At 37.9% G+C, this 25655-nt stretch carries 18 protein-coding genes; 10 read left to right on the top strand and 8 right to left on the bottom strand.

Annotated features, from left to right (window positions below; genetic code table 11):
- Window positions 1-49 precede the first annotated feature (49 nt).
- Together V7O67_RS09620 and V7O67_RS09615 are read right to left on the bottom strand one after the other, a co-directional pair.
- The gene (locus V7O67_RS09620; RefSeq protein WP_406669944.1) at window positions 50-568 is read right to left on the bottom strand and encodes a pentapeptide repeat-containing protein; all 519 of its coding nucleotides are present in this window, start codon (window positions 566-568) and stop codon (window positions 50-52) included.
- A 650-nt stretch (window positions 569-1218) separates the two neighbouring features.
- Window positions 1219-1914, bottom strand: a complete 696-nt coding sequence (locus V7O67_RS09615; protein ID WP_342305039.1) for a hypothetical protein — start codon at window positions 1912-1914, stop codon at window positions 1219-1221.
- Window positions 1915-2027: 113 nt separating this feature from the next.
- Between V7O67_RS09615 and V7O67_RS09610 the strand changes: the two genes are divergently transcribed.
- From V7O67_RS09610 to V7O67_RS09580, 7 genes are all read left to right on the top strand, one after another.
- The gene (locus tag V7O67_RS09610; protein WP_406669943.1) at window positions 2028-2480 is read left to right on the top strand and encodes a pyridoxamine 5'-phosphate oxidase family protein; all 453 of its coding nucleotides are present in this window, start codon (window positions 2028-2030) and stop codon (window positions 2478-2480) included.
- Window positions 2477-4651, top strand: coding sequence for a PEP/pyruvate-binding domain-containing protein (locus V7O67_RS09605; protein WP_406669942.1), 2175 nt, complete (start codon window positions 2477-2479; stop codon window positions 4649-4651). The genes V7O67_RS09610 and V7O67_RS09605 overlap by 4 nt, the downstream gene beginning before the upstream one ends.
- A gap of 393 nt (window positions 4652-5044) precedes the next feature.
- Complete coding sequence (locus tag V7O67_RS09600; protein WP_342303665.1) at window positions 5045-5989, top strand: IS5 family transposase; 945 nt, start codon at window positions 5045-5047, stop codon at window positions 5987-5989.
- A 414-nt stretch (window positions 5990-6403) separates the two neighbouring features.
- Complete coding sequence (locus tag V7O67_RS09595; RefSeq protein ID WP_406669941.1) at window positions 6404-7612, top strand: hypothetical protein; 1209 nt, start codon at window positions 6404-6406, stop codon at window positions 7610-7612.
- A gap of 261 nt (window positions 7613-7873) precedes the next feature.
- On the top strand, window positions 7874-12055 hold the full coding sequence (locus V7O67_RS09590; protein WP_342305043.1) for an S-layer protein domain-containing protein: 4182 nt from the start codon (window positions 7874-7876) through the stop codon (window positions 12053-12055).
- A 143-nt stretch (window positions 12056-12198) separates the two neighbouring features.
- Window positions 12199-12624 carry a peptidylprolyl isomerase gene (locus V7O67_RS09585; protein WP_342305044.1) on the top strand — a complete coding sequence of 142 codons (426 nt, stop codon included), beginning with the start codon at window positions 12199-12201 and terminating at the stop codon, window positions 12622-12624.
- A 37-nt stretch (window positions 12625-12661) separates the two neighbouring features.
- The gene (locus V7O67_RS09580) at window positions 12662-13450 is read left to right on the top strand and encodes an HD domain-containing protein (RefSeq protein WP_342305045.1); all 789 of its coding nucleotides are present in this window, start codon (window positions 12662-12664) and stop codon (window positions 13448-13450) included.
- Between the two features lie 365 nt (window positions 13451-13815).
- On the opposite strand, the gene V7O67_RS09575 is transcribed toward V7O67_RS09580, so the two are convergent.
- The 4 genes from V7O67_RS09575 to tnpC form a co-directional block, all read right to left on the bottom strand.
- Window positions 13816-14586, bottom strand: coding sequence for a CPBP family intramembrane glutamic endopeptidase (locus V7O67_RS09575; RefSeq protein WP_342305046.1), 771 nt, complete (start codon window positions 14584-14586; stop codon window positions 13816-13818).
- Between the two features lie 46 nt (window positions 14587-14632).
- Window positions 14633-16072, bottom strand: a complete 1440-nt coding sequence (locus V7O67_RS09570) for a ribulose-bisphosphate carboxylase (protein ID WP_406657286.1) — start codon at window positions 16070-16072, stop codon at window positions 14633-14635.
- A 193-nt stretch (window positions 16073-16265) separates the two neighbouring features.
- Window positions 16266-16427 (bottom strand): hypothetical protein, encoded by a 162-nt coding sequence (locus V7O67_RS09565; protein WP_406669940.1) that lies wholly within the window; start codon window positions 16425-16427, stop codon window positions 16266-16268.
- Between the two features lie 70 nt (window positions 16428-16497).
- Window positions 16498-17952, bottom strand: a complete 1455-nt coding sequence (gene tnpC / locus V7O67_RS09560) for an IS66 family transposase (RefSeq protein ID WP_342306477.1) — start codon at window positions 17950-17952, stop codon at window positions 16498-16500.
- Between the two features lie 232 nt (window positions 17953-18184).
- On the opposite strand from tnpC, the gene V7O67_RS09555 reads away from it, so the two are divergent.
- Window positions 18185-20875: an HAD-IC family P-type ATPase gene (locus tag V7O67_RS09555; protein WP_342305049.1), complete on the top strand. Its 2691-nt coding sequence runs from the start codon at window positions 18185-18187 to the stop codon at window positions 20873-20875.
- Between the two features lie 77 nt (window positions 20876-20952).
- Here V7O67_RS09555 and V7O67_RS09550 read toward each other — a convergent pair whose 3' ends face one another.
- Complete coding sequence (locus V7O67_RS09550) at window positions 20953-21306, bottom strand: hypothetical protein (RefSeq protein WP_342305050.1); 354 nt, start codon at window positions 21304-21306, stop codon at window positions 20953-20955.
- A 569-nt stretch (window positions 21307-21875) separates the two neighbouring features.
- Here V7O67_RS09550 and V7O67_RS09545 point away from each other — a divergent pair.
- Both V7O67_RS09545 and V7O67_RS09540 read left to right on the top strand, forming a co-directional pair.
- Window positions 21876-23774 carry a PAS domain-containing sensor histidine kinase gene (locus V7O67_RS09545; protein WP_342305051.1) on the top strand — a complete coding sequence of 633 codons (1899 nt, stop codon included), beginning with the start codon at window positions 21876-21878 and terminating at the stop codon, window positions 23772-23774.
- Window positions 23775-24182: 408 nt separating this feature from the next.
- Window positions 24183-25355 (top strand): type III PLP-dependent enzyme, encoded by a 1173-nt coding sequence (locus V7O67_RS09540; RefSeq protein ID WP_342305052.1) that lies wholly within the window; start codon window positions 24183-24185, stop codon window positions 25353-25355.
- 61 nt (window positions 25356-25416) lie between these two features.
- Here the strand turns inward: V7O67_RS09540 and V7O67_RS09535 are convergent, their stop codons facing one another.
- Window positions 25417-25593, bottom strand: a complete 177-nt coding sequence (locus V7O67_RS09535; protein ID WP_342305053.1) for a hypothetical protein — start codon at window positions 25591-25593, stop codon at window positions 25417-25419.
- Window positions 25594-25655 lie beyond the last annotated feature (62 nt).

The following is a 25655-nucleotide window of genomic DNA, read 5'->3' as shown; positions in this document are numbered from 1 at the left end:
CTAAAATTAGCATAATAATCTTTCTGTTTGATTTTGCCTTAACATCTGTTCATTCAATTTCAATATCATACGCATTTAAAAGAGATATGACTTCGGGAACTGAGAATTTTGTCTTTTTCAGGGAATTTTCATTGGGGTTTATGTTATAATTTCTTGCATTCCTGAATGACGCGTAGCTGAGGTCTGTATTTTCAAAGATGCTGTCTTCAAGATCTGAGCCTTCAAAATTTGCATTCTTGAGGTTCGTATTTACAAAATCACAACCAAGTATGCGGCAATTAACAAAGTCCGTATTTTCCAGATTCATATCTGAAAACGCCGAGTAGGATATGAAAGAGTCTTCAAAACCGATTGTAAAAATGAAGTCGTTACAATTTGGAAAATCCAGCCCCACAATCTTGCAGTTCCTGAATCTGGTATCCTGAAATTTTGTGTTGCTAAGATTCACGTTCGACAGGTTGCAATTCTCAAACATACAATCAATAAATGTTGAATTCCTGAAAGAGAAGTCTGTAAGATCCATATCTTCGAATGTCTCTATTTCAAACTCTTCATTCTCAAATTCCATAATCTAAAGAAGTTACTGCAATTTTATATGATTTCTTCGCACATTTTAACCTTCCAACCTCCCTCTAAACGCGAATGATTGCTTTTGGCAATGCTACAGTAGAGGAAAGCGGTTATAGCATTAATAAGAAGTGTGCATCATTTGGTATTTGTAAGAACGTCTGCCCTGTTGGTACAATCAGCAAAGGAGATATTTAAAAGGTAGATAGCTCTACATGCCTATAATGTGGAAATTGTTATGAAAAGTATCCAAAAGATGCCATTAATTTGCCAAAAGAATTCTAACCAATCAAAAGATAGGACTAATTAACAACCCTGCTAAGAAAGAAATGAGGTTACAGATCAAAGAAATAATCAGCGATTTTTTCATATTAGTTCTCAATACAAAGCAATAGATAATTGCTTCTATCAAAACTACTGAAATCTCCCCACTTACTGTAAGAAGACTATATGATCTTATTATCTGTGGTAATATGAACCAGAGATAAGGAAGTGTTGAAAACGAAGAAAAAATTCCTGCAAATAGTAATAGCCTATTAGTAATTTCATTTTTATTTGTTTTCAAAAAAAGTCTGAAAATAACAAATAGAGTTATAGTTTCTATAATTATTGTTAATATCAAGGACAATAAAAACCAGTATTCATATGTCATCAATTTGGAACCCCAAATAGATTTTTGAAGAAAGAAATTATTATATCTATAATAGATCTTCCAGATAACATTTGATCATCAGAAATTGATTCATTTATAGTCTTTTTCTGGACATGCTCATTTGAAAGGTTTTCTTTTGTATATGCTGAATTCTCATAGATTGTTGATCTTAGGCCAGCTATTTCAGGCTGTTCGAATGTTTTCACTTTATCGGGTACACTTCCTACATATTTTGATACTTTTTTTGATTCATAAAGCACCAATTCATCATCTGTGAAACCTGCAATTGAATAGTATATCTCTTCCTCATTTAACGGGTTTTCAATATCTATAATGTCCCAATCAGGATTTAAATCAAGCTGATAACCCAGAATATTAGTATCGGATTCAAAATCTATATTTTTGAGTTCTTTAGAATCAAGATAATCCTTTTCCATCGCATATATTGTCAGGTTATTTGCTTTATAATATTGTGTTAAGCATTTATCAGAAGTAACGATATATGGGTTTTCACATTGGATTAATGGTCCTCTTATATATCCTATAAATACAGTATCTGGGAAATCATCTAAATTTGTTATCTTTACGCATCGATTAATACCCTTCATACCTGATGGCATAATATCTGCATTTGCGGGAACTATAGCAGTAAGCAGGACTAAAATGGATATCAAAATTGTAATTTTTAATTTCATTATATCATCTTCAACATTTATAAAATATGCTGTGTCTAGTTAAATAATTTATGAAACATGTCCAACAAAACATAAATACGCGGTAACCAATCTGAAAATGGGGATTTTTGAAGATGGTTACTGAAATGTCAACCGGCAATCTGAAAGAAAATCTGAAGTTCCTCATGAAAAAACAGAAGCTTGCTGTTCTTGCAACATGCCATGAACATGAACCACATACTAATCTTGTAGCCTTTGTGACCAGTGATGATCTCAAATACGTTTTTTTTGTGACACAGATGTCCACAAGGAAATATTCCTATCTTACTGCTTCCCGGAAAGCATCCATCATGATAGATAACAGGTCAAACAATGAGAGCGATTTCAGGAATGCAATGGCTGTAAATGCGAATGGCACAGTTATGGAAGTCAAAAAAACTGATGTTTCCATGGATCTCTACCTTGGAAAACATCCTTATCTCAAAGATTTCCTGTTGTCGCCTTCTTCTGCCCTCATGAAACTTGAAGTCAAAAGATATGTTGTTGCAAGCAGGTTCCAGAATGTTGTGGAGATTGGCATGTCATGAAAAAACTTGTCATTCCCATGGAGAAAATACGGGAAAATGACAGGAAACTGGTTGGATCAAAGGCATTCTCACTTCACGATATTATGGAAGATGGACTAAAAGTTCCTGCTTTTGCATGTGTAACTACCCTGGCCTATGAAAAATACCTTGAAACCAGCTTTCTGAAAAGCAGGATATTAATGGAGCTTTCGAGAAAGGATATTCAGGATATGCGCTGGGAAGAGATGTGGGACACTTCCCTGAGAATCCGTAACATGTTCCTGAACACTCCGATACCTGAAGAACTTGATATGGAAATACGGGAAAAATTGGCTGAGCGTTTCGGCGATAAATCAGTTGTTGTGAGGTCCTCTGCCATCGGGGAGGACTCTGCAAAAACATCCTTTGCTGGTTTGCATGAATCCTATGTGAATGTAAAGGGACTGGATTCCATAATGGAACACATAAGGCTCGTATGGGCTTCCCTGTGGTCAGATGCAGCTCTGTTGTACAGGGAAGAACTGGGTCTTAACATTAAGAACAGTAGCATGTCGGTGATGATCCAGGAACTCATAGATAGTAAGGTATCAGGCGTCATTTTCAGCAGTGATCCGGAGAAAAGTGACCAGATGATCATTGAAGCAGTCCATGGTCTGAACAAGGGACTCGTGGATGGTAATGTAGAACCTGACAGGTGGATAATTGACAGGGAAAATGCTGTCATAATCCAGCATGTCGATCCATCAAGTCGTGAAAAAATGACCGTTTTGAGAAATACTGGCACTGCTCTTGAAAAGACTTCTCCTGCTATATCAAAAACTCCTCCTCTTGGAGAAAATGATGTTCATGAACTGCATGAGATAGCTTTGATTATGGAAAGCAATTTTGGTAATCCACAGGATATCGAATGGACGAAAAAGAATGGTGAAATATATGTACTTCAGTCAAGACCAATAACAACATCAGAAAAAGATGAAAAACTCTGGTATCTTTCTCTCAGGAAAACAATTGACAACTTACAGGATCTTCGCGAAAGAGTGGAGAGTGAACTGATACCTGAAATGATAAGTGATGCAAAAGCCCTGAAATCAATTGAAGTTGGAATCCTGAGTGATAAAGAACTTGCCAGGGAAATAACTCGAAGAAAAGAACTGTATAATGGATGGAATAAAAAATACAAAGAAGAATTCATCCCTTTTGCTCACGGAATGAGGCTGTTCGGCCAGGTTTATAATGATATTTTAAAACCTTCAAATCCGTATGAGTTCATGGACCTGCTTTCAGGTACCGAACTGTTGAGCATCAAAAGAAATGAAGAACTCAATCAACTGGCAGATATGCTGCGAAACGATGCTTCACTTATGAAAAAGGCAAAAGATAATGTTGTTGAAGGAGATTTCAGGGAAAAAATAGAGGATTTTTTTAGGAATTTCGGACATTCTGGTATTTTTAAAAATCAGGAAGAGCTGTTAAGGCTTATTGTAGAGCTTGCTTCCAACCCTGAAAAGGAAATGCCTGTTAAAAGAAATGCCAGTGGCCTGGAAGGACGCTTTATTTCTGCTTTTTCTGAAACCGACAGGGAATTTGCAGAAGAATTACTTGACATTGCACGTGCCAGTTATCGTCTAAGGGATGATGACAACATCTATCTTGGAAAGATAGAGGACCAGTACATTGTAGCTTTGAATGAGGCAAAGAAAAGGGTCGCAACCAGAATAAAAAGCAGGTTCGAATATTTTGATATTAATGATGATATCGAGGAAAAAGAACTATTAAAAGCGCTCAATGACGACAATTATGTCCCTGTAAAAAAAACGATAATAAAAGAAGAGATTTTAGTAAAAAAAGCACATCAAAGGCAGATTCAAGGGCAGCCTGCAGGAGAAGGTTTTGTAACCGGTACAGCACGGGTGGTAACAAAAAACGAGGAGCTTTTTGATATCAAATTCGGGGAGATAATGGTATGTGATGCAATTGAGCCCGGTATGACATTTGTGGTTCCTCTTGTAAGCGGTATCGTTGAACGCAGAGGAGGCATGCTTATACATGGCGCCATCATTGCACGGGAATACGGAATTCCCTGTGTCACAGGGATACCCGATGCAACAAAGATAATCAAAAACGGTGATGTGCTAACTGTTGATGGTTATCTGGGAATAGTTACGATAAAAAGGAAAGCAATTACAGGGTAAAATGAAGAATGCAACTGTTTCCGACCATAAATTTAATTATATACTAAAATTACTGCTAAATAAATTCATTCAAATTGCTTTGCAAAACGTAACTATTCAGCCTGGCACGATTTGCCTATTGGTACTGATTTCATCGAAATAGAGATGTCTGCTCACTAACAATCTAACAATCAAAAAAGCAATCAATAGCAACAATCAAAATAAATGATCCTAATGAAATTTACGTTTCAACTTTTTGTCAAGATTGTTATTGATAGCGTTTTTATCAGGCTGAATAGTTACAATTTTTCTTTAATGACATAATCAATTATATTGAAGAGGATTTCGAGAAACTACCATCAATACTCATACAATTCAATAAAATTTAAATAATAGCAAAGCAAATTTACTATTATGGATTCTTTTACTGATTTTGCCTTAAATGAAGAATATAAGCGTCTCCAATCTGTCGGAGATAAGCTTGCTGAAATTGAATATTTAGTAGATTGGAAGCCTTTTCGCCCTATTCTGGAGTCAATGTACATAAACAGAACAGCTTCAGGCGGACGGCCTGAAGCTGATGTTATTGTAATGTTCAAGATGCTTGTTCTGCAACAATGGCATGGTCTTTCTGATGCTGAGCTTGAAAAGCAGTGTATTGACAGGATATCCTTTAGGAAATTCCTGGGATTTCCTGAATATGTACCAGACAGTACAACTGTCTGGTCATTCAGGAAGAGAATTATCGACAATGGTAAAGAAAAAGCGGTGTGGGATGAAATGCAGAATCAGCTTGATGCTCTTGGTTTGAAGATTAAAAAAGGAATGATCCAGGATGCAACTTTTATTCACTCAGATCCAGGACATGCAAAAGCAGATGTACTCAGAGGAAAAGATGCGAAAACAAGAAGAAGCAAAGATGGAACCTGGACTAAGAAAAATGGTAAATCTCACTTTGGATACAAACTTCATACAATTATTGATAAGGATTATGAACTAATCAGAAGATTTGAGACAACAACTGCATCACTTCACGATTCACAGGTTGATCTGTCTGAAAAGGGTGAAGTGGTGTATAGAGATAAAGGATATTTTGGAGCAATAGCAAAAGGTTTTGCAGCAACAATGCAACGAGCTGTAAGAGGACATCCTTTAGGAATAATGGATATCCTCAGAAATGAAAGAATAAGTGTGAAAAGAGTCCCTTGCGAAAGAGTGTATGCAGTGACAAAAGAAATATTTAAAACCAGAAAGGTTCTTGTTACAACTGTAGAAAGAGTGAATGCAAAAATGTTGATGACAGCTTTTTGTTTTAATCTGCATCAATTGAGGACACTAAAAACCAAAGGAGTAATTTAGGATAGCGGGAGCTATACTAAAAATAAGGATTAATGAAGAGAAATAAACAAAATGATAAAAAATGAGAGGATATAATTGAGTTTGAATACTTTAATGATCTAAAATGAGGGAATATCGAAATCCTCTGAAGTTTTTTTGAGGAACTATTCTTTAACCTAACAACTGATAGTTTTATTTCTAAAGTAAAAATAATTATTCATAGGGAATGCATGAAAAAATCCTGATGAACTATATTCGATTATTGAAATCCTCACAGTCCATGTGATTAAAAACAATGTTTAGAATTACAGTTTCCATACATTTATTATTTTTTACGGCTAAATATAATATACTCTATTCAAAGCATTATTTATTTCGAACAATCTGTGGGGGATTCAAACGAAAATAGAACAAGATTTGATAATTCGTTTTGGGATGCTGTCTATTCTGCTTATAATGCTTGCCGGGACAGCGGCAGCAATCACAGCATCTGATAAAGTGGCTTTGCTGCAGGGGACTGAGGCAGACTACACTGAGGGAGGATACCTGGATACCGACTTTGATACAAACATGATGGCTGAATGGTGGTATCTGAATGGTGATACTAAACTTGTGGCAGATGATGGAGAGGAAAGAAATTTAGGATTCTTCGTTGTTCTGACACATCAGGAAGCACCCATGATAGTAGCTCCTGACGGGACACAACTTTCCTATATGCTTACCTTCTACGGTCTCTACTACGATAATGATACTGCATTTTTCAACAAAAAGGATACCTATATCCCACGAGTGCTTCTTAACGATTATGTGGCAATACACACACCTTACGTGGATTACACGTTCCCTGATGGGATGAAGAGTTACAATGGTTCACACTCTCAGGGATATGAGTTGAATTATACCTGTGAAGAGATGCAAATGGATCTGTTTTTCCAGACAGATGCTGACAGGACCGTGGACCAGGCCGATGGACCACTCAGATTCGTTGCGTATGAACACGCTTACGGAAACCTGACTGGCTCAATAGTTCTGGATGGTAAGAAGTACACGGTGGTACAGGGAGAAGGATACATGGACCACATGCTCTCAATGACTACCACAGAATTAACATGGCCAATGGAGATGCATGGTTGGAGCTGGTCCGAGGTCACAACAGACAACTATCAGACAGTTTTTTACGGTGTCCGGGACATCAAAGGAGATTATTACGATGAATATTCATATAAACATCTGATACTGATGGACAGATACACTGGGAAAGTAATCTCTGAATATTTTGATGATGAGATAAAGATCGATGAAAATAACTGGATAAATGAAGATCAATATAACAGGATGAGACCACGTAGTACCAGATTATCTACATCTGATCTGACAGTAACAATGGATGCCGATAATGTAGCTGTCTTTAACTACATAACCCCTATTGAGAACGGTGGATTTGTAGATTTCATGTCCTTCCAGAAGGAAAGTGCATCTATCCAGTACAATGACACGATAGAGGAGGGAAATGCTTTCTGGGAATACCTGGTCAGTGATATGGGTTCACTGGCACAGCCTGAAGCAGTACCCACCGCTGTACCTTTGATAACAGCAGGTGTATTGGGTCTGTTTACGATTCTTCTTCTCAAAAGAAAACAATAACATGAGACGTAAGCATCCTTTACAAGGATGCTTATCGATAAGTTACAGAGAATCAATCCTCAGAAACATTGTTTCAAAAGTAATATTTTAAAGCACCCCAATAAGTACATTTAGAAATAATATTGTGTTGGTTAAAAATATTAGAAAACGGTGTTGTTTTCTTATTTGACAGTGTAAAGTGTTATAGCTGGGGATAGATAGATGAGGATTATAAATAATTTCGTAACTAAAATCGTTTTGTCTTTTATTTTAATAGTGACAATGGCTTGTATAACAGTATCTGCATCATCAACCGGACCAATATACGATGGTCCTGATCTTGATACTATTGTCGGATCTGAAAATTCAGACTTTCTTGAAATGAATGCTAGCAATTTTGCAGAATTTATTTTTGATGAACAACTGCGTATATACGGAGGAGACTTTGTATCGGGAAGAACAATCGAAGAAGATGGCCTCAGATACCATACAAGCATTGTTCAGGCAGATTATCAGGCAGACTTCGCTGATGAGAATACGGGCATAAACAAAGGCACTTTCCCAGTCATCGGACTCTTTACAGAAGAATACGTTCCACTTTCTGACTATGATGCAGGTGAACTGGTCAAGTTACTCGTTGACTCCAATGACACGTACAACCTAGAAACCGGTGACTTACTGGAACTTCCAAATGGCTATGCACTCGCTGTAAAGCAGATCGATGTTGTGGGTAACAAGGCATGGATGGAATTGTCCAGGGATGGAGTATTAGTAGAATATGAAGTTATCGATATAACGGCTGGAGATGCAACCTGGGACTATGATACAGATGTCGGAGACCAGGATGATGTGATTGTATTCAGAGCACTTATTACTGAGATATCTCAGGTTGACAACTATGTAGTTGTTGAAGGTTTCTGGTTAATTGATTTCCAGAACGTCTACGAGATTGAAACAAGTGATGAGTTTGCGATTTTGGAAGTTGATAGTGTTAGTGACTCACTTTCGATGGTGAATTACGAACCAATGAATTTAGTACCTGATTCAGTTCAGGGAATAGCTGAAGGACTGAAGTTCAAAGTTAACAGTTCCATTGAATATTTGGAATTTTATCTGATCAATGAATCTACAGAACCAATAGAACCAAGAACAATCTACGTAAACGAGGATGGTACGGCAGACTATACAACGATAACTGAAGCTACTTATAATGCAAACAATGGAGATACAATTATTGTTTTTTCGGGAACTTATGTGGAAAATGTGTTTGTAGATAAGGAGTTAACAATCATATCTGAATCAGGGGATCTAAATTATACTGCTGTCTATGCTCAAAACTCTAATCAAAGTGTTTTTCATGTAGCTGCAGACAATGTAACTATCAGTGGCTTCAACGTAACTGGTGCAAACGACGAGTTGTTTTGGCCATTCGCTGGAATACACCTTAATGAGGTTGAAAATTGTAATATTGCCAACAACGTTCTATCAAACAATATATGTGGCATTCTATTGAGTGTATCCAACAATAATACCTTACTTAACAACTTTGTTTCAAATAATGAAGTGGGCATTCTTTTTGAAGGATCAATAAATAGCTGGCTAGCAAATAACAATGTATCAAATAATTATGATGGTATTGCTCTATTCATGTCAAATGGCAATATTCTAAATGACAACAATATATCAAAAAATGAGTATGGCATATATCTTGATACATCCCAAGAGAACACTATATATAATAACTACTTCAGCAATGTACAAAATATCGAGATATTTGAGTCCGAGAATATTTGGAATGTCACCAAAACAGAAGGATCAAACATTATTGGAGGTGCATTCATCGGTGGGAACTTCTGGGCAACACCAGATGGTGAAGGTTTTAGCCAGACCTGCAATGATACAGATGGAAATGGAATATGTGACATGGTCTATGAACTTAATGTTAATAATATCGATCATCTACCGCTTTCATTGAAACAATTTGAACCAATAATTCCAATCTGTGATTTCACTGCAAATACTACATTTGGCATCCCACCATTAACAGTTCAGTTCACTGACCTTTCTACAAATACTGATTCCTGGGAATGGGATGTTGACGGTGATAACATCGCAGATTATACCACCAGGAACCCTGTGCATACATACACATCGATTGGCTCTTACAATGTCACACTTACTGCAGGCAATATGAACAGTAGTGATACAAAGACCGTGAATAATTACATAAGTGTTAGTGATCCAAGAGCAAACGTCTCAATAGAACCGTCTTTAATACCTTTATCGGGCCATCTTGAACCTGGAGATACTTTTCAGGTGGCAGTGGAAGTAGATTGTGAAGAGGATAATTTGAGAGGTATCAAATTAGCTATTGATTATGACAACGCTTCACTTGAACTGAACAGTGAAAACTATGAAGACCTGCTTGGATCTGACGTCCTGATCATGTCACGTCCCTCATCCGGAACATATCTATTCGACCTTGCATCCAGGGATCGTGAAACAATAGTTCCAAGAAGCGGTACCCTGCTTATACTTAACTTCCAGGTTAAAGATGAAGCAACGACTGGTGTATATGCTCTTAATCTGTATGATGTAAAACTTACAGACGAAAATGTTGCTGCTATACCAACCATTGTCAATGATGGCCAGGTATCAATCTTAAATTCAAGTGAACTTACCGTACCCACTGTAAGGATCGTTACTGATACAGGTCCTTTTATGCCGGGTGAAGAGTTCTACACCACGGTAAGGGTAAATTCCGTTAGCTACGCACTGAATGACATTGCTCTTCAATTAAACTATGACCCTTCGGCTGTTATTGTTACCAATATTATAGATGATGGGATTTTCGGAGAACATACGCTGATAGTGCCCGGAAGCGGAGATAAAGGTGATGGCTTGCTAACTTATAAAGTCAATACTACTGCATCCAGTCCTGTACCAGTATCAGGAGATGTCCTCACTATTGGTTTTGGTGTAAAGGAGAATGCAACTGATGGTGTATACGGTCTTGAACTGGAAAATGTTCTGCTTAAAGATGAAAATACTACCACCATGCCGAATGTGATGGTCAGTAATACTACTTTCAGAATCTCGAATGCGTCGAACGTGATGCCAATAGTTGGCATAATATCACCAAATGAGAGTGATATCATCTCAGGCATACAGAATATTGAAGCTGTGGACCTGTCAGGAGATGAAGATGTAGTTTCAACAGCTTTCAGAATTTATGCGGACATCAATGGTGATGGTCTGGTTAATGATGGAAAAGTATGGAGGGGCCTTGGAACTGACAACAACGGAAATGATGGATGGAATATTACATTCCTTTCTAATGAGTTCCTGGATGGTACATACCTGCTTCGTGTGCTTATGGCAGATGGCAGCGGTACAAGTGATGCATACAGATCAGTAGAGATCTATAATGCAGATACTCCATTCAGCATGGCTAAAGTGGTTTCTGAAACAGGTCCTTTTAAGCCGGGACAAAATTTCCAGGCTACTATCAAAGTGATCTCAAATGGCTACCCACTAGACAGTATCAATCTTCAGTTGAACTATGACCCATCAGCCATCAATATCACAGGTATTACAAATGAAAATCTGCTCGGTAATAGTACAACGGCAGGAATCGGAATTGGTGGTAACAATGCAATAGCTTCAGTTATCTATGGGATCAATGTAATAGAAACAATCAATGAACCAATATCAGGCAATCTTCTTACCATTGGTTTTGAGGTGACTGAAAATGCATCTGAGGGAACATACAGCCTTGATCTGGAAAATGTCGTGTTTAGAGATGAGAATAATACTGCAATACCAGATACTGTAGTTTTCAATACTGTAATTCAGATAGCAAATGCCACAGACCCAATAGATGGGGAACCAGATGAGGAACCGGGAGATGAGATTCCTGTCGATGATGAGGAAACTGACATTACAGGTATCACTCTGCAACCCGGCTGGAACCTGATATCGTTCCCGGAGAATCTGGATGAACCCTCTATTGATGATGTGCTAAGGAAGTTCAGCGACGATGAGATAGATATTGTGTTCTATAACGATGCAAATTCTGGTATGATGATAATACCTGTTGAATTTGAACCGCTTAAAGGGTACTGGGTACATAACAATATGTCGGAATCTGCTGTTGTGGATGAGACATACCTCAAACCAAAGATACCAGCAGGACCACCATCTTTAACCTTATATTCTGGCTGGAATGCAATTGGTCACACGGCAAAGGTAGAACTACCTGCTGAATATGCTCTCATTACCATAGATAATCTTTACACCGAGATAAGAGGTCCGTGGATACCAGCAGAAAAAAAGCATGCATATATTGGCTACAACAATGAAGAAGGTATCATTGGAGGTAATCAGGTAGGCACAGATGTCTTCAACATGAGCATGTATGAAGGGTACTACGTGTTTGTTGAAGATGAATGTGTGCTGGCATGATAGAATATAGATAAAAAGAGGCAAAAGGTCTCTTTTATTTTTCTTTATAATAAAAGAGAAAAAATTGAATTAAACCTGTAAGTCCGTCACCAAAATAACTAAATAAAGTAGGCCACCTCGAATGCATAAAGCGAGTTGATAAATTGGTAATAAAAGACGGAGATACTATAAAGATAGATTATACAGGCACACTTGATGATGGTTCAGTTTTTGATTCATCGGAAAATCATGGACAAGCACTGGAGTTCACAGTAGGTTCCGGGAAAGTCATAAAAGGTTTCGATGATGCTGTAAAAAATATGGAAGTGGGTGAGGAAAAAGAATTCAGACTTGAACCTGCAGAAGCATATGGTGAATATAAGGATACACTTACTGATACTGTATCCAGAGACCTTGTCCAGACAAGTATGGATATGGAAGTTGGAAAAATATTCCTTGTACAAAATCCACATGGACAACAGATGCCTGCAAAAATAATTAACCTGACAGATGACGAAGTTACTTTTGACCTGAATCATCCACTTGCTGGTAAAGCATTGACTTTCAAGATAAAAATTGTAGAAGCATAAATTAGTGATCGGATTTTAAACTCATTTGTGCCTGCTAATGAAAGAAAAAGATTTCCTCAAATTCAGAGAATGGTTTAATCGTTATGTTCAGTCCTTTTATTCAGGTGATGCTTTTATTCAAGAGAATATAAGGCTCAAAGAAGAGCATAGTATAAGGGTATGTGAAAATGCTTCCCTCATTGCAAAATCAGAATATCTGGGTAATGAAGAGTATTATCTCGTAAAGACTATTGCTCTGCTTCATGATATTGGCCGTTTTGAACAGATCAGGAAATACAGAACCTTCAAGGATTCTGAATCTGAGAACCATGCTCTCCTGGGAGTAAAGATATTGCAGACAGAAGGAGTTCTGTCAGATCTGCCTCTGGAAGAACAGAGAATAATTCTCACAGCCATTACGAGTCATAATCTTCTCCGGATACCAGATAAACTCGATAAGAGAACTCTTTTTCATTCTAAACTCATCAGGGACGCAGACAAGCTGGATATCTACAAAGTCTTGACAGATTACTATACTATAAAAGATACATCTCCAAATCCCGCACTTTACCTTGGGTTTCCTGATACTTCTGAATATAACCGTGACCTGCTGGAAGATATATTCAATAACAAGGTTGCAAGTGTCAAGAAGGTCAAAACATGTAATGATATGAATCTCACACGTCTTGCATGGTTATTTGATCTGAATTTCGTAGAAACCGTCAGACTTGTCAGGAAAAGAGGCTACATCGACAAAATGATAGCCACCCTGCCACAGAATGATGAAATGGATAAGCTCCGCATTCATTTGACAGAGTATATGGATTCTGTTCTGGCTAATTGCTGAAACAATTAAGATCGTTGGGCTTACCTCATCATCATCATGCTCATTATATATTTAAGTATAGATATATTTATATAGTTGTGAAATGTAGTAGGAATTGCAGTCACAAGGGCTGAAGACTCAGACCGACTGTATAGCCATTCGGTGGTACGATATGGACTTGATTAAAATGACTGAAGCTAAAAACGAATAAAGATATACGAACACTAACAAATCTGTTCCACATTACTCCCACACACACATCAGGTTTGTTACGTTCATGCTTCAGTCATCACAATTATTTAGAGTATGAGCAGTGGGGAAATTTGTTCCTTTAAGGGACGGGGTTATTGTCTACACTGCAAATACCATCTGTGTATTTTTCTAACTTAGAACAATGAACCAAGAACTACTAATATCATAAAAGTAGCAGTCAGGTTTGCAATAATTGCTGCTTCAATTCCTTTTTTCCAATACAACCAACCAAATATTATCCCGGCAATTCCATTCAATACAATAATTTGAAGGGCCAGAAAATGGTCTAGATCTGTTGAAACAGACGTGACCAGATGACCCAGGCCGTAAATAAAACTGACTAGAAGTATTGCTATCCAGGCACCCATATTAGTTGGAAGACCATCAGATGTCTTTTTTATTTTCCATGATATCCACATAAGTAATGTCAAAAGGAAAAACCTCAGCACAAGCTCTTCAACAATCCCTGCATAGAAAGTGTACAGCAAACGCTGCCACAAAGGAGGGGTTGTCAAAAGGACCAGCAGAGGTTCACCAAACATTGAAAGAACGAAACGGTCCAGGATAAAAATAATGATCGATGCAAGGATACCAAAGAAAATTGATAATTTTGCAGTGGATGCAAAATTTTCTGGCAGACCTTTGCCTTCAAATATTGAAGTGAGCAATGGTGTTTCCAGGCCTATCTTTTTACCAAGATACAAGCCTATGAAGATAGAGACTATAAAGAATACAGTCGATCGGGTAAATTGAGCAGCAAGAATATTAGGCAGTGATACTGCCACATCATATATTGCATCACCTGATATCGAGATAGAATATGGAAGGGCTGCAAACAAGGAAAATTCACCCAGCATAAAAAGAAGCCAGTAAATATTCCAGTCCACAAGATCCCTTAGTTTCATCCCGATTATCCTTTTGGGTAATTATTTTAATTTACTTTCAAAAGGATCACATGGCATCTTTTGATGCCTTTGTGAAATATTCGATCGCTTCTGCCAGTTCCTTATGATCCTTTGCATATTCCTTGATGTCTATATTCTTAAGATAGGCATCACATGCCTGTACCAGTGCCCTTGCACCTGCCTGGGTTCCGGCAGGGTGAGCATGTACCCCTGAACCCATTGTCGTTATGAAATCCACATTTCCCATAATATCGATAAAAGGTTTCAGCCTTACTGGATTGAGTCCTCCTGAGACTATAGGACAGCATTTCTTCATACCTCTCCAGCTATCCTCTTCCAGAATCACATGATGAGCCATGTCCTCATTCACAAGACTTATTGCATCCTTGTCAGTCTCCGGGATCTTTGTCCAGCTCTGGTTAAAAAAGTGCCCTTTTGAGCTCAGATACTGGATTCCGTGTGCAGCTACAACGTCCTCTGCAGGACTACCTTTCATCTTGCCTACACCGGCGGTACCGGTATGTATCCCTGAAGCACCTGCAATCCTTGCAAACTTAGACAGGACAAGTACTGAGAATCCTATAGGATTTTCCGGTCTGGTAAAACCACCATGGCCTGCCCTGTGGAAATGTATGAAAACATCCGGATATCTTCTTCTTAGCGTCTGCACGGCCATCCAGCCGGCTGTTATTCCGTCAATGAGAAATGCATAACTACCGGGTTCGAATCCTGCATTGATTATCATCTCACATCTTTCGATCATGGTATCAAAATCAGGAGCTGAAACATTAAACGAGTGAACCTTTTTATGCCCGGTTTCCCTGACAGCCTTGTCCATGGCTTCCTTCACGTGCATTACCATTTTCTCGTAGGGACAGAAATCCTGGTTTGCCTGTGGCTCATCGTTCTTGACAAAATCTCCGCCACCTGCCCAGAAATCATAGCAAACCTCGGCGTACTCTGCAGAAGTAAGCCCCATCTTTGGTTTTACGATGGTTCCAAGAATTGGCCTGTCATAAACGTTAAGATACTCTCTCATGTCATCAACAGTATAGCTGGGACCGTCATATTGCTCAAGCATCGATGGCGGGAACCACACATCCAGCAGTTTCAGTGCAGCTACTTCCTTCATACCAAGTATATTGCCTACAATATAGGTCAGGATGTTCTGGACATTACCTCCCCTGTCAAAAAGCCTCCAGGGATATGCTATCCAGACAAGTTCCCTTTCCAGATCAAGCTGATAGACCAGAGCATTCATTGTCCTGGAAAAAGGAGTTTCCGTGTTGACTTTAAAGTTCGTACCAGTAGATGATTCAGCTGCAACCTCCGCAGCTGCCTGCAAAACATTGAATTTGCCTCCCGGAACCAGATGAAAAACACTTAGGAGATATTCCCCGTTGGTTGGGTCCGGCAATTCCATATTTACATATGCTTCCTGTTTGGAGTTAAGCGACTTGACCAGATCATCATAAATCGAACTCATAAAGGAAATACAGTCTGCAATCTATTTTAGTTTTTGGCAGAAAAGGAACATTTTGAAGTCGTAAAAGTCTTCAGAATGCAACTCGGATTGTAATGAATTTGAAAAAATTGTTTATTTGGTCTGTGAACTTCGTAATTAATTCGACATACCAAACTAAAAAAAACCAAAAATATCAGCTATCTTTATTTCTCGTTCAATCTTCTGCTGGAGAAATGTTTTCATTTGATTCACCAGGTCCAATATCACCTGTACCTGGTTGAGTATTATCTGCACTATGGTCGCTGCAGTTTTCATCACCCATTGCATTTGCCATGATATTACCGGATAATGTAATAACAGCTAGCATAATAACCAATACGATTGTAATTATTTTTGTAACTATTCAGCCTAGCTCACTTCCACCAAGCTGATTTCTTCATCCACGATCAATTCTGCAACTTTGGAACAAATGAATTGCCATAAAATATTGCACTAATTGCATCGATAACAGATTCAGAATTCTTATTAACAGTAGACACGTATCCTCTTATACGGCAGAAATTTTTTGCACCCTGTTCACTGCGGAAAGTACCTGATATCTTCTGCTGTACTTTCGTCATTCTGATCTCTCTTTCAGCCTGATTGTTATCAAACGGAACGTTTTGGTCGTACATAAATCGCAAGATATCCTCTTTATGGCCAATAAACCTATCCAGCAAATTCTTTACCGTGGTCTGCTTCTTACGTCCTCGTTTTTTAGACCGCACATTTGATTCCGGATCAGGAGGATTTTCATTCACTCCTAAACAAGTTATGTGATCATAATCCTCACTGAACCTTTGAATTAGCTCAGTATCTAAAAGATCATTATCAACATGATGTTTAATGCATATCAAGAGATCACTCATTATCTTTGGCCACTGTTGATCCCTGTTTTCGGAAGCTCCAGTTAACTCTCGTAATAAATGTGCATTACATAATGAATGTTGACATTCATATTTGTTGTACGGTTTCCAAAAATCATGTGTTGCAACACCAGTGTAACCTGGTAATATGCCCATAGCATCCATTGCTTCTGAGCCCCTTTTGCGATGTGCAAAATAATAGGTCAGTTTGTCTGTACCTGCCACATGAAGCCAATTACGAACTGCATTTATTCTCATTCCTGTTTCATCCAGATTGATGACAGGAGATTCTTTCAGGAGATGTTTCACTGTATTTTCAAAAGCTCCAAGCTTCTCAAAACAACTACGTTCCGTGTTCACCAAAGTAGCAGGACTTATCTTGCATCCCAAAATATCAGAGAACAACTTGGTAACACGCTGATAAGGAAGTAATTGGTAAGTGTGCAAATAAACTGCAAATGACTTAACTCGATGACCGTATTGAGTCGGCTGAGTTACACCATCTGGAAAAAGAGCTTTGTTTACATGAGAACATTTGGGACATGTTTTAATCTCGCAACGATGTTCAATGCAATTGATAGTTATAGGAGGAATGTCAAAGACCTGTCTTCTTTCATAGTCAGAGGGAACAGAAGCTAACGATCTCCCACAATTGACGCATTGATTAACAGGATGAACAATAACTTCATCCGGATCATCATTTATTCTTAATGTAGTACCAGGATGACCGTTTTGACCACCTACATGCTTATTGGTCTTTTTTCTTTGACTTTTAACGGTTGGTTTATTCCGTGCATAAGAATCAGTAGAAGGTGGTTTGCTACTGTTGCGACTATTCTTTTCAAGCATTTCTTCCAAATGCCTGACACGCTCTTCAAGTTGTGCAATTTGGAGAGATTGATGTTCAATTATCCCAAGTAATCGAGTTACAAGTTCTACTACTGCTTCTGGACCAGCTTCATAAACTGCAAGTATTTCTTCGCGGTCTATACAAATCCCCTCAGATTGATAGACGTTTTTTATGATATTTTACTGAATATTTTTTAACACATAGAATGAAGCCATAGTATATTGTTTTTTGCATCATTAAAACAGTCAGGCTGAATAGTTACTTATTTTTTTCATATAAAGCCTCCACGTGGGTAATTTATAATGGTGCTATTATAATATATCGAATAAAAATTTTATCTCACAAAACAATTTAATCAGGGAAAGACTATTTCTTTTTATGGATGGGGATGTTAGCTGGTATCGCGCCACTGGAGATGAAACTTTCAGTCTTCTGGAAACAAATAAAGAAGGACTCAGCAATGATGAAGCTTCATTACGTCTGTCAAAACATGGGTACAATGAAGTTGAAACAAAGAGAAGGCACGGACCTGTCTATCAATTCTTAAAACAGTTTGCTAATCCTCTTATTTATGTACTGATCGCGGCAGCCATAATAACCTTTATCCTGGATGAATATGCAGATTCTATTGTGATAACAGGCGTCATTTTTGCAAATGCCATCATCGGTTTTATTCAGGAAAGTAAAGCAGAACACGCTCTTGAATCACTGGCAAAAATGATGCAATCCGAAGCCATTGTGATAAGAGAAGGGTTGCGCAAGTTAATTCCCAGCAGGGAACTGGTCGTCGGTGACGTGGTACTTCTTGAAGCTGGCTCCAGAGTACCTGCAGACTTGCGATTGTTCCAGACCAAAAACCTTCGCATAGACGAATCAGCCCTTACCGGTGAATCTCTGGCTGCTGAAAAGAACACCACACATATTGCAGGTGAGGATATAGCCCTTGGTGACCAGAAGAATATGGCATTCTCTGCCACACTAATCACACAAGGTGTTGGTATGGGAGTAGTTGTGTCAATTGGTTCAAGGACCGAGATCGGAAAAATATCAGAACTCATAAGGGAATCCGAGACCATCTCCACCCCCCTCACACGTACCGTTAACCGCCTTGGAAAAAAACTCTTCATAGTGATTATTTTTGTTTCTATTTTTACATACATTATAGGCAGATTGCAGGGTTTTGAGAACCTGGAAATATTCCTGGCTACTGTAAGCATGGCTGTCGCAGCCATACCAGAAGGACTTCCAGCCCTGATCACTATCTCCCTTGCGATAGGTGTCAAATCAATGGCTTCCAAGAATTCCATCATAAGGAATCTGCCTTCTGTAGAGACACTTGGTTCGGCAACGGTCATCTGTTCCGATAAAACAGGAACGCTTACAATGAATCAGATGACTGTGACATCAATCTACACTATGGAAGCTCTGTTTGATGTCACCGGAGATGGGTATTCCATTGAAGGCGAGTTCTTCCAGAACAACAGGCAAATTGATGCTCTGAAATACCAATCTCTTCTGGAAACTCTTAAAGCAGGAGCTTTGTGTAATGATGCTTATATCAAGGATGAAGGCAGCATTCAGGGTGACCCCACAGAAGGTGCTTTGCTCGTATCAGCAATGAAAGTATCCGGCTTTCATCTTCCCAGATTGGATTCTCTGCCTTTTGAGTCTGAAAAAATGTTCATGGCCACTCTACACGAGCAAGACGGGGGTTCAAATGTTGTATATGTAAAAGGCTCTCCTGAGAAAATAATCAACATGTGCCATTCACAGTATGATGGAGAGAAGGAAACTGAGATCCAGTCAGGAAAGATACTTGAAGCAGCTTCCTCAATGGCATCAAGTGGTTTGCGTGTTATCGCAATGGCATACAAGCACGTAGATAAGAATAAAAAAGAGCTGTTTGTGGAAGATGTCAACACTCTTACATTCCTTGGGTTACAGGGAATGATGGATCCTCCCAGAGACGAAGTAAAGGAGGCCATACAAAAGTGTAACAATGCCGGTATCAGGGTAGTTATGATAACTGGAGATCATGTACTTACAGCCAATAGCATTGCCGGACAGCTCGGTATCACAACTAAAGGGGCACTATCTGGTTCTGACCTGGACAGCATGTCCGATGAACATCTGTTGGAAAATCTAAAAGATATATCAGTTTTTGCACGCACATCCCCGGAGAACAAATCCCGTATTGTACGCCTGCTACAAGAGCAGGGGAATATAGTTGCAGTAACGGGGGATGGTATCAATGACGCACCGGCACTTAAAAGAGCTGATATCGGTATCGCGATGGGCAGGTCAGGTACGGAAGTTGCCAAGGAAGCCTCCGATATGGTACTTGCAGATGATAACTTTGCATCCATCGTGAACGCCATCGAGGAAGGAAGGGATGTCTATGATAAGATACAGAAGGTCATTCTCTGGACACTACCCACCAATGCAGCAGAGGGTCTTGCTATCATGGCAGCAGTTTTGCTCGGGATCACAAATCCTCCACTTTTGCCAATTCATATACTGTGGATCAATACTGTTACAGCCATAGGACTGGGTGTTCCTATTGTATTTGAGCCAAAAGAAGAAAACCTACTGAAAAGGCAACCTCGTTCCCCGGATGAACCTATCTTACTTCCAATTATAAAGCGCAGGATAGTGACCGTAGCACTTTTGATGGTGACGGCAAGTTTTCTGTTATTCTTCTTTGAAATGGATGGTCAAAATATAAATACATCAAAAGGACAGACCATAGTATTGAATACCATTGTTCTCTTCGAGGTATTTTATCTCTTCAGCTCGAAGTCCATCTATGAGAATGTCATTGGGCGTCTGTTCTCAAACAGGGTAATGTTAGGTGGAGTGTCACTGGTTATCCTTTTGCAACTTTTCATCACCTATAGTCCTTTGATGAATAATGTACTGCGTACTGCTCCTCTGGAAATTGCTGACTGGATGAACATAGTACTGGTATCAAGTACTGTATTCTTTGTAATAGAAGCAGAAAAGTTGGTGTATAGAAAACGTCAGAAAATAAGAGGAGCGTCATTTAATGCAATTTCGAAGTTAAGCTAGTACATTATACCAGGTGAGTTCACTGCTTCAATGTCTGTTCAAGTGACATATCTTGTTGAATAAGATTACTGGATATTTTAATAAAGACCCAGAACAATAAGGGTAATCGTAATTCCAAAGAGGATGAATTGGGGAACAGATGTCCTGATCATCCCTATTTGTTTTTCTTTTGTGCAGATGATTAGAAAAGCAAACAGATTACCTATAATCAATGAAAGAATGAAAAGTGGAAGCTGGAAATTGAAATAAAAAGCAGAATAAATGAGTCCTAAACCCTGGAACAACAATACAATTGACATCTGATGATATGGAACATAACCTGCTATGTAGCGTTTTTCTTTACTTGTAAAATAATTCCTTTCTCCAAAAACTATATGAAGAAGGCTTAATCCTATCAGAAGCAAGCCGGATGTTACCAGGTAAAAATTCATATTCTGAAATCCTTTGAATAACTACATTTAATATTGCATTTCTTTTTATGTCTAGTTTATGATAGTTGATGCTTATTCACCCTTTTAAATTTATAATAACTTGATTTTTAAATGTTAAATAATATAATACTGAGTCATAGGCGCTAACTTTATATGTAATTCAGCACCTAAATTTTTTAGGTGCGAACATAAAAAAAGTATTATTACTTTTTGAGAAAGAATCCGGTAATTTGGAGCTTTCACAAAGAATTAAATCAAATGATTATTCGGTTTATGAAAAATCATTGAGTTCTGATAATTTGGATACTTTCGTTCAAAATGAAAAAATTGATGTTATTCTACTTCATTTTGGAACAAAATCGATTTGTGCTAATGTAGATTACAAGAGTCTTCAGAAAATCGGAAACATTCCAATTATTCTTATTGCTTCATCCTTCAGTGATTCGCAATCCAGGTGCTTCGAAGAAATCTCATTTTCTAATTGCCTGATAGAACCGTTCTCTGATGAACAACTGCGTGCTTGTATTGAATTGAATTACCGAAAACAAGCAAATTATTATGTACAGAACATGCCAGATATCGACCTTGAAACCGTAGAATACGTACAACGCTATAGTACAATTACTGAGATGTCGGTAGATGGTTTCTTACATATTGATATGGAAGGCAAGATCCTCGAAATAAATGGCAAGTATTGCAAAATGATAGGGTACACATACGTAGAATTGCTTGACATGAGCATACATGACCTGGAAACAGATATGAATCAGAACCAGATAATATACCATATCGACAGAACGAAAAAGGTCGGCAAAGACTTTTTTGAAACTCATCACCGTATGAAAAATGGGAAAGTATTGTACATTGAAGTAAGCACTATCTATTTTGGGTATTCTACTCCCAGTATATTTTGTTTTCTGAGAGACATAAGTGAACGTAAAAAACTGGAACAGGCACTTCAGGAAAGTGAGAGAAGCAAGTCAGTTCTTCTTTCGAATATGCCCGGAATGGCATATCGTTGTGATTACGACCGGGACTGGACAATGCGGTTTATATCCGAAGGTTGTTATGAATTAACTGGATATAAACCTGAAGATCTTCTCGGAAATAGAACTATTACTTTTAATGATCTGATCGAACCTGAATACAGGGATTACCTGTGGGACAAATGGGAAAGAACCCTTTCCAAAAGAGAAACTTTCCAGGATGAATATATTTTAACTACTTCTTCAGGCAAACTCAAATGGGTGTGGGAACAGGGTAAAGGAATCTATGATTACGAAGAAAATGTGATTGCTCTTGAAGGTTTCATTACCGACATAACCCACCGTAAAATGATTGAAGAAAAGCTCAAGGAGAGCGAAGCACGTTTCCGTTTTCTTGTTGAAAATGCACCTGAAGCTATCTTTGTTCAAACAGATTGGAAGTTTACATACCTTAATCCTGCAGCATTAAAAATATTAGGTGCAGAGTCTGAGAAACAATTGATTGGCAGTCCTGTTATAGACCGTTTCCATTTTGATTCTCATGCTACTGTCAAAGAACGGATACATTGTCTGAATGCTGAAAAGAAGAATGTTCCAACAATAGAAGAAACATGTCTTCGTCTGGATGGCAGTTCTTTCATTGCAGAGGTATCTGCTGTTCCAGTTACTTATGGTGGTTCTGCAGGAGCTCTTGTGTTCTTCCGAGACATAACTGAGAGAAAACAAGCCGAAGAAGCTATTCTTAAAGCTAAAATGATAGCTGATAATGCCAATCGCAGCAAGAGTGAATTTCTGGCAAATACAAGTCATGAACTTAAAACTCCTTTAAGTTCTATTATCGGGTATTCAGATGTTCTATTAGATGGAATGCTGGGAGATCTTAATGAAAGACAAATAAAATATATCAACATCATATATCAGAATGGGCATTTACTTCTGAATCTGATAAATAATATACTTGATATTTCTCAGATCGAGTTTGGTGAAATGGAACTAAACTATGAAAAAATTGATTTGACGGATGTTGTAAATGGCGTTCATTCAATGATGTCCATATTATCCGGCAAGAAAAACATAACAATTAATGTAGATATAGTTCTGAAACAAACTGAAATAATGGCTGATAGTATAAAGGTCAAAGAAATCCTTTATAATCTTGTAGACAACGCGCTGAAATTCACCCCAAACGGTGGAACAGTAACAATCAATGCCCTGCAAATAGATAGACACTATATACAGGTGTCAGTTAGTGATACAGGTATTGGGATGCCAAAACAACATATGAACAGAATATTCGACCCATTCTATCAGGTTGACAGCTCAAGCACACGCAAATACAAAGGAACTGGATTGGGCTTGGCAATAATCAAGAAATTTGTCAAAATGCATGGCGGCAATATCTGGGTTAAAAGTGAAGTTGGTAAAGGAAGTACTTTCTTCTTTACGATTCCGATATCTAAGGACTTTACTGAAGAAATGTGAGTTTCTTATTAGTTTTATTTCTACATTAATCCAGATTCTTAATTTATTATGAATCTATTGATTGGCATAAAATTAAATATTCATATTGATTAGAGTTATTGACACGGCATTTCTATATAGATTTTCCATACTCATTTTAGATAAATAACCATTAATTATGCTTTAAAATAGAAATTACTTCATTTTAAGCAATTAAATAGATTATAGGGCAGTTATTGTCAGATTTTTTTATTATAAACATATAATTACTTATTAATAACTATGAAAAATCAATTTTAAATACTTAATTAGTTATTAACAGTCCATTATCAAGTATTTATTTGAATAAGCTAGTATGGTATGATTTTATGGGTTAATTTAACTTACTAGCTCCTAATAGTACTTGTTTAATCATAAAAAGGAGTCGATATGAGAAAAGAGCATTATAAATTCTCTCTAAGTGATTTCATCTCAGAGGAAGACTTTGGAAAGATAAAGGAATTCTCTAAAGGCAAAGAAACACCTTTCCTTACTGTTAATCTGACTAAAGTAGAACAAATGTACGATGAGCTTATCAGAAACATGCCTTTTGTAAAAATCTATTATGCAATGAAGGCAAATCCTCTTGATGAGGTCATTATAGCCCTTAAAAATAAAGGATCTAATTTTGACGCTGCCACAACATACGAAATAGACCAGCTCATCAGACTTGGAGTCCAGGCGGAGAAAATAAGCTATGGTAACACCATTAAAAAAGAAAAGGATATTGCTCATGCATATGAAAAAGGTGTTAGACTTTTTGTTACTGACTCAGAAAGCGATTTGAAGAAAATTGCACAAAATGCTCCTGGTTCTCGTGTATTTTTCCGTCTGCTTACTGAAAGTGATGGTGCAGACTGGCCACTATCTCGTAAATTCGGAGCTCATCCGGATATGATCTACGAACTAATACTTGAAGCTCATGGCCTTGGACTGGAACCTTACGGTCTTTCTTTTCATGTAGGTTCCCAGCAGCGCGATATAGGACAATGGGACAACGCGCTTTCAAAGTGCAAATATCTCTTTGAGGCTGTAGCCCAGAGAGGCATTAAACTTAAGATGATAAATCTTGGAGGAGGTTTTCCTGCTAAATATTTTTCTCCAGCCAATGAACTTGGAACCTATGCCCATGAAATACTCCGTTTTATAAAAGAAGATTTTGGAGATGAACATCCGGAGATAATTATTGAACCAGGACGCTCACTTACTGCAGATGCCGGAATACTCGTCACAGAAGTTATCATGGTTTCAAAGAAGGCAAAATTCAACCAGTACAAGTGGGTGTATCTTGATGTCGGAAAGTTTGGAGGACTTATTGAAACCCTTGATGAATGCATAAAATATCCTATTTACTCCGAAAATAAGGGATATGAAGAGGAAGTGATAATTGCGGGACCGACATGTGACAGTATGGATATCCTCTACGAAAATCACAAGTATACCTTCCCCAATACTTTAAAAGAAGGTGAGCATCTCTATATTTTCACTACCGGTGCTTACACACAGAGTTACAGTTCTGTGGCTTTCAACGGATTTCCACCATTAAAAGCATACGTATTTTGAATGAGGAAAAAGTAAATCGTTTTCCTGTAATTTTATTTTTTTATATGTTCATACATCATTTTTAGACTATGATCCAGTCACTATGAACATATTTAGCTTCAGCATTGGAACCCCATACCCATATTCCCACGCGATATTTTTCATCCACTGGAACACGTAGATCTGATGCAGTATAGGTCACAGTTTCTTCTACACCCAGATCTGACTTAGTATTGGTCTTAAGATCATCCCATACCATATTTTCAGTAGTGCTTTCAAGGGTAGCATAAATAATTACGGCTTTGGTAATTAAACATCGTT

Source organism: Methanolobus sp. ZRKC4, assembly GCF_045291305.1.
Taxonomy (GTDB): Archaea; Halobacteriota; Methanosarcinia; order Methanosarcinales; family Methanosarcinaceae; genus Methanolobus.
Note: the sequence above shows the minus strand (reverse complement) of the source record. Positions and strands in the feature narration are given on the sequence as shown.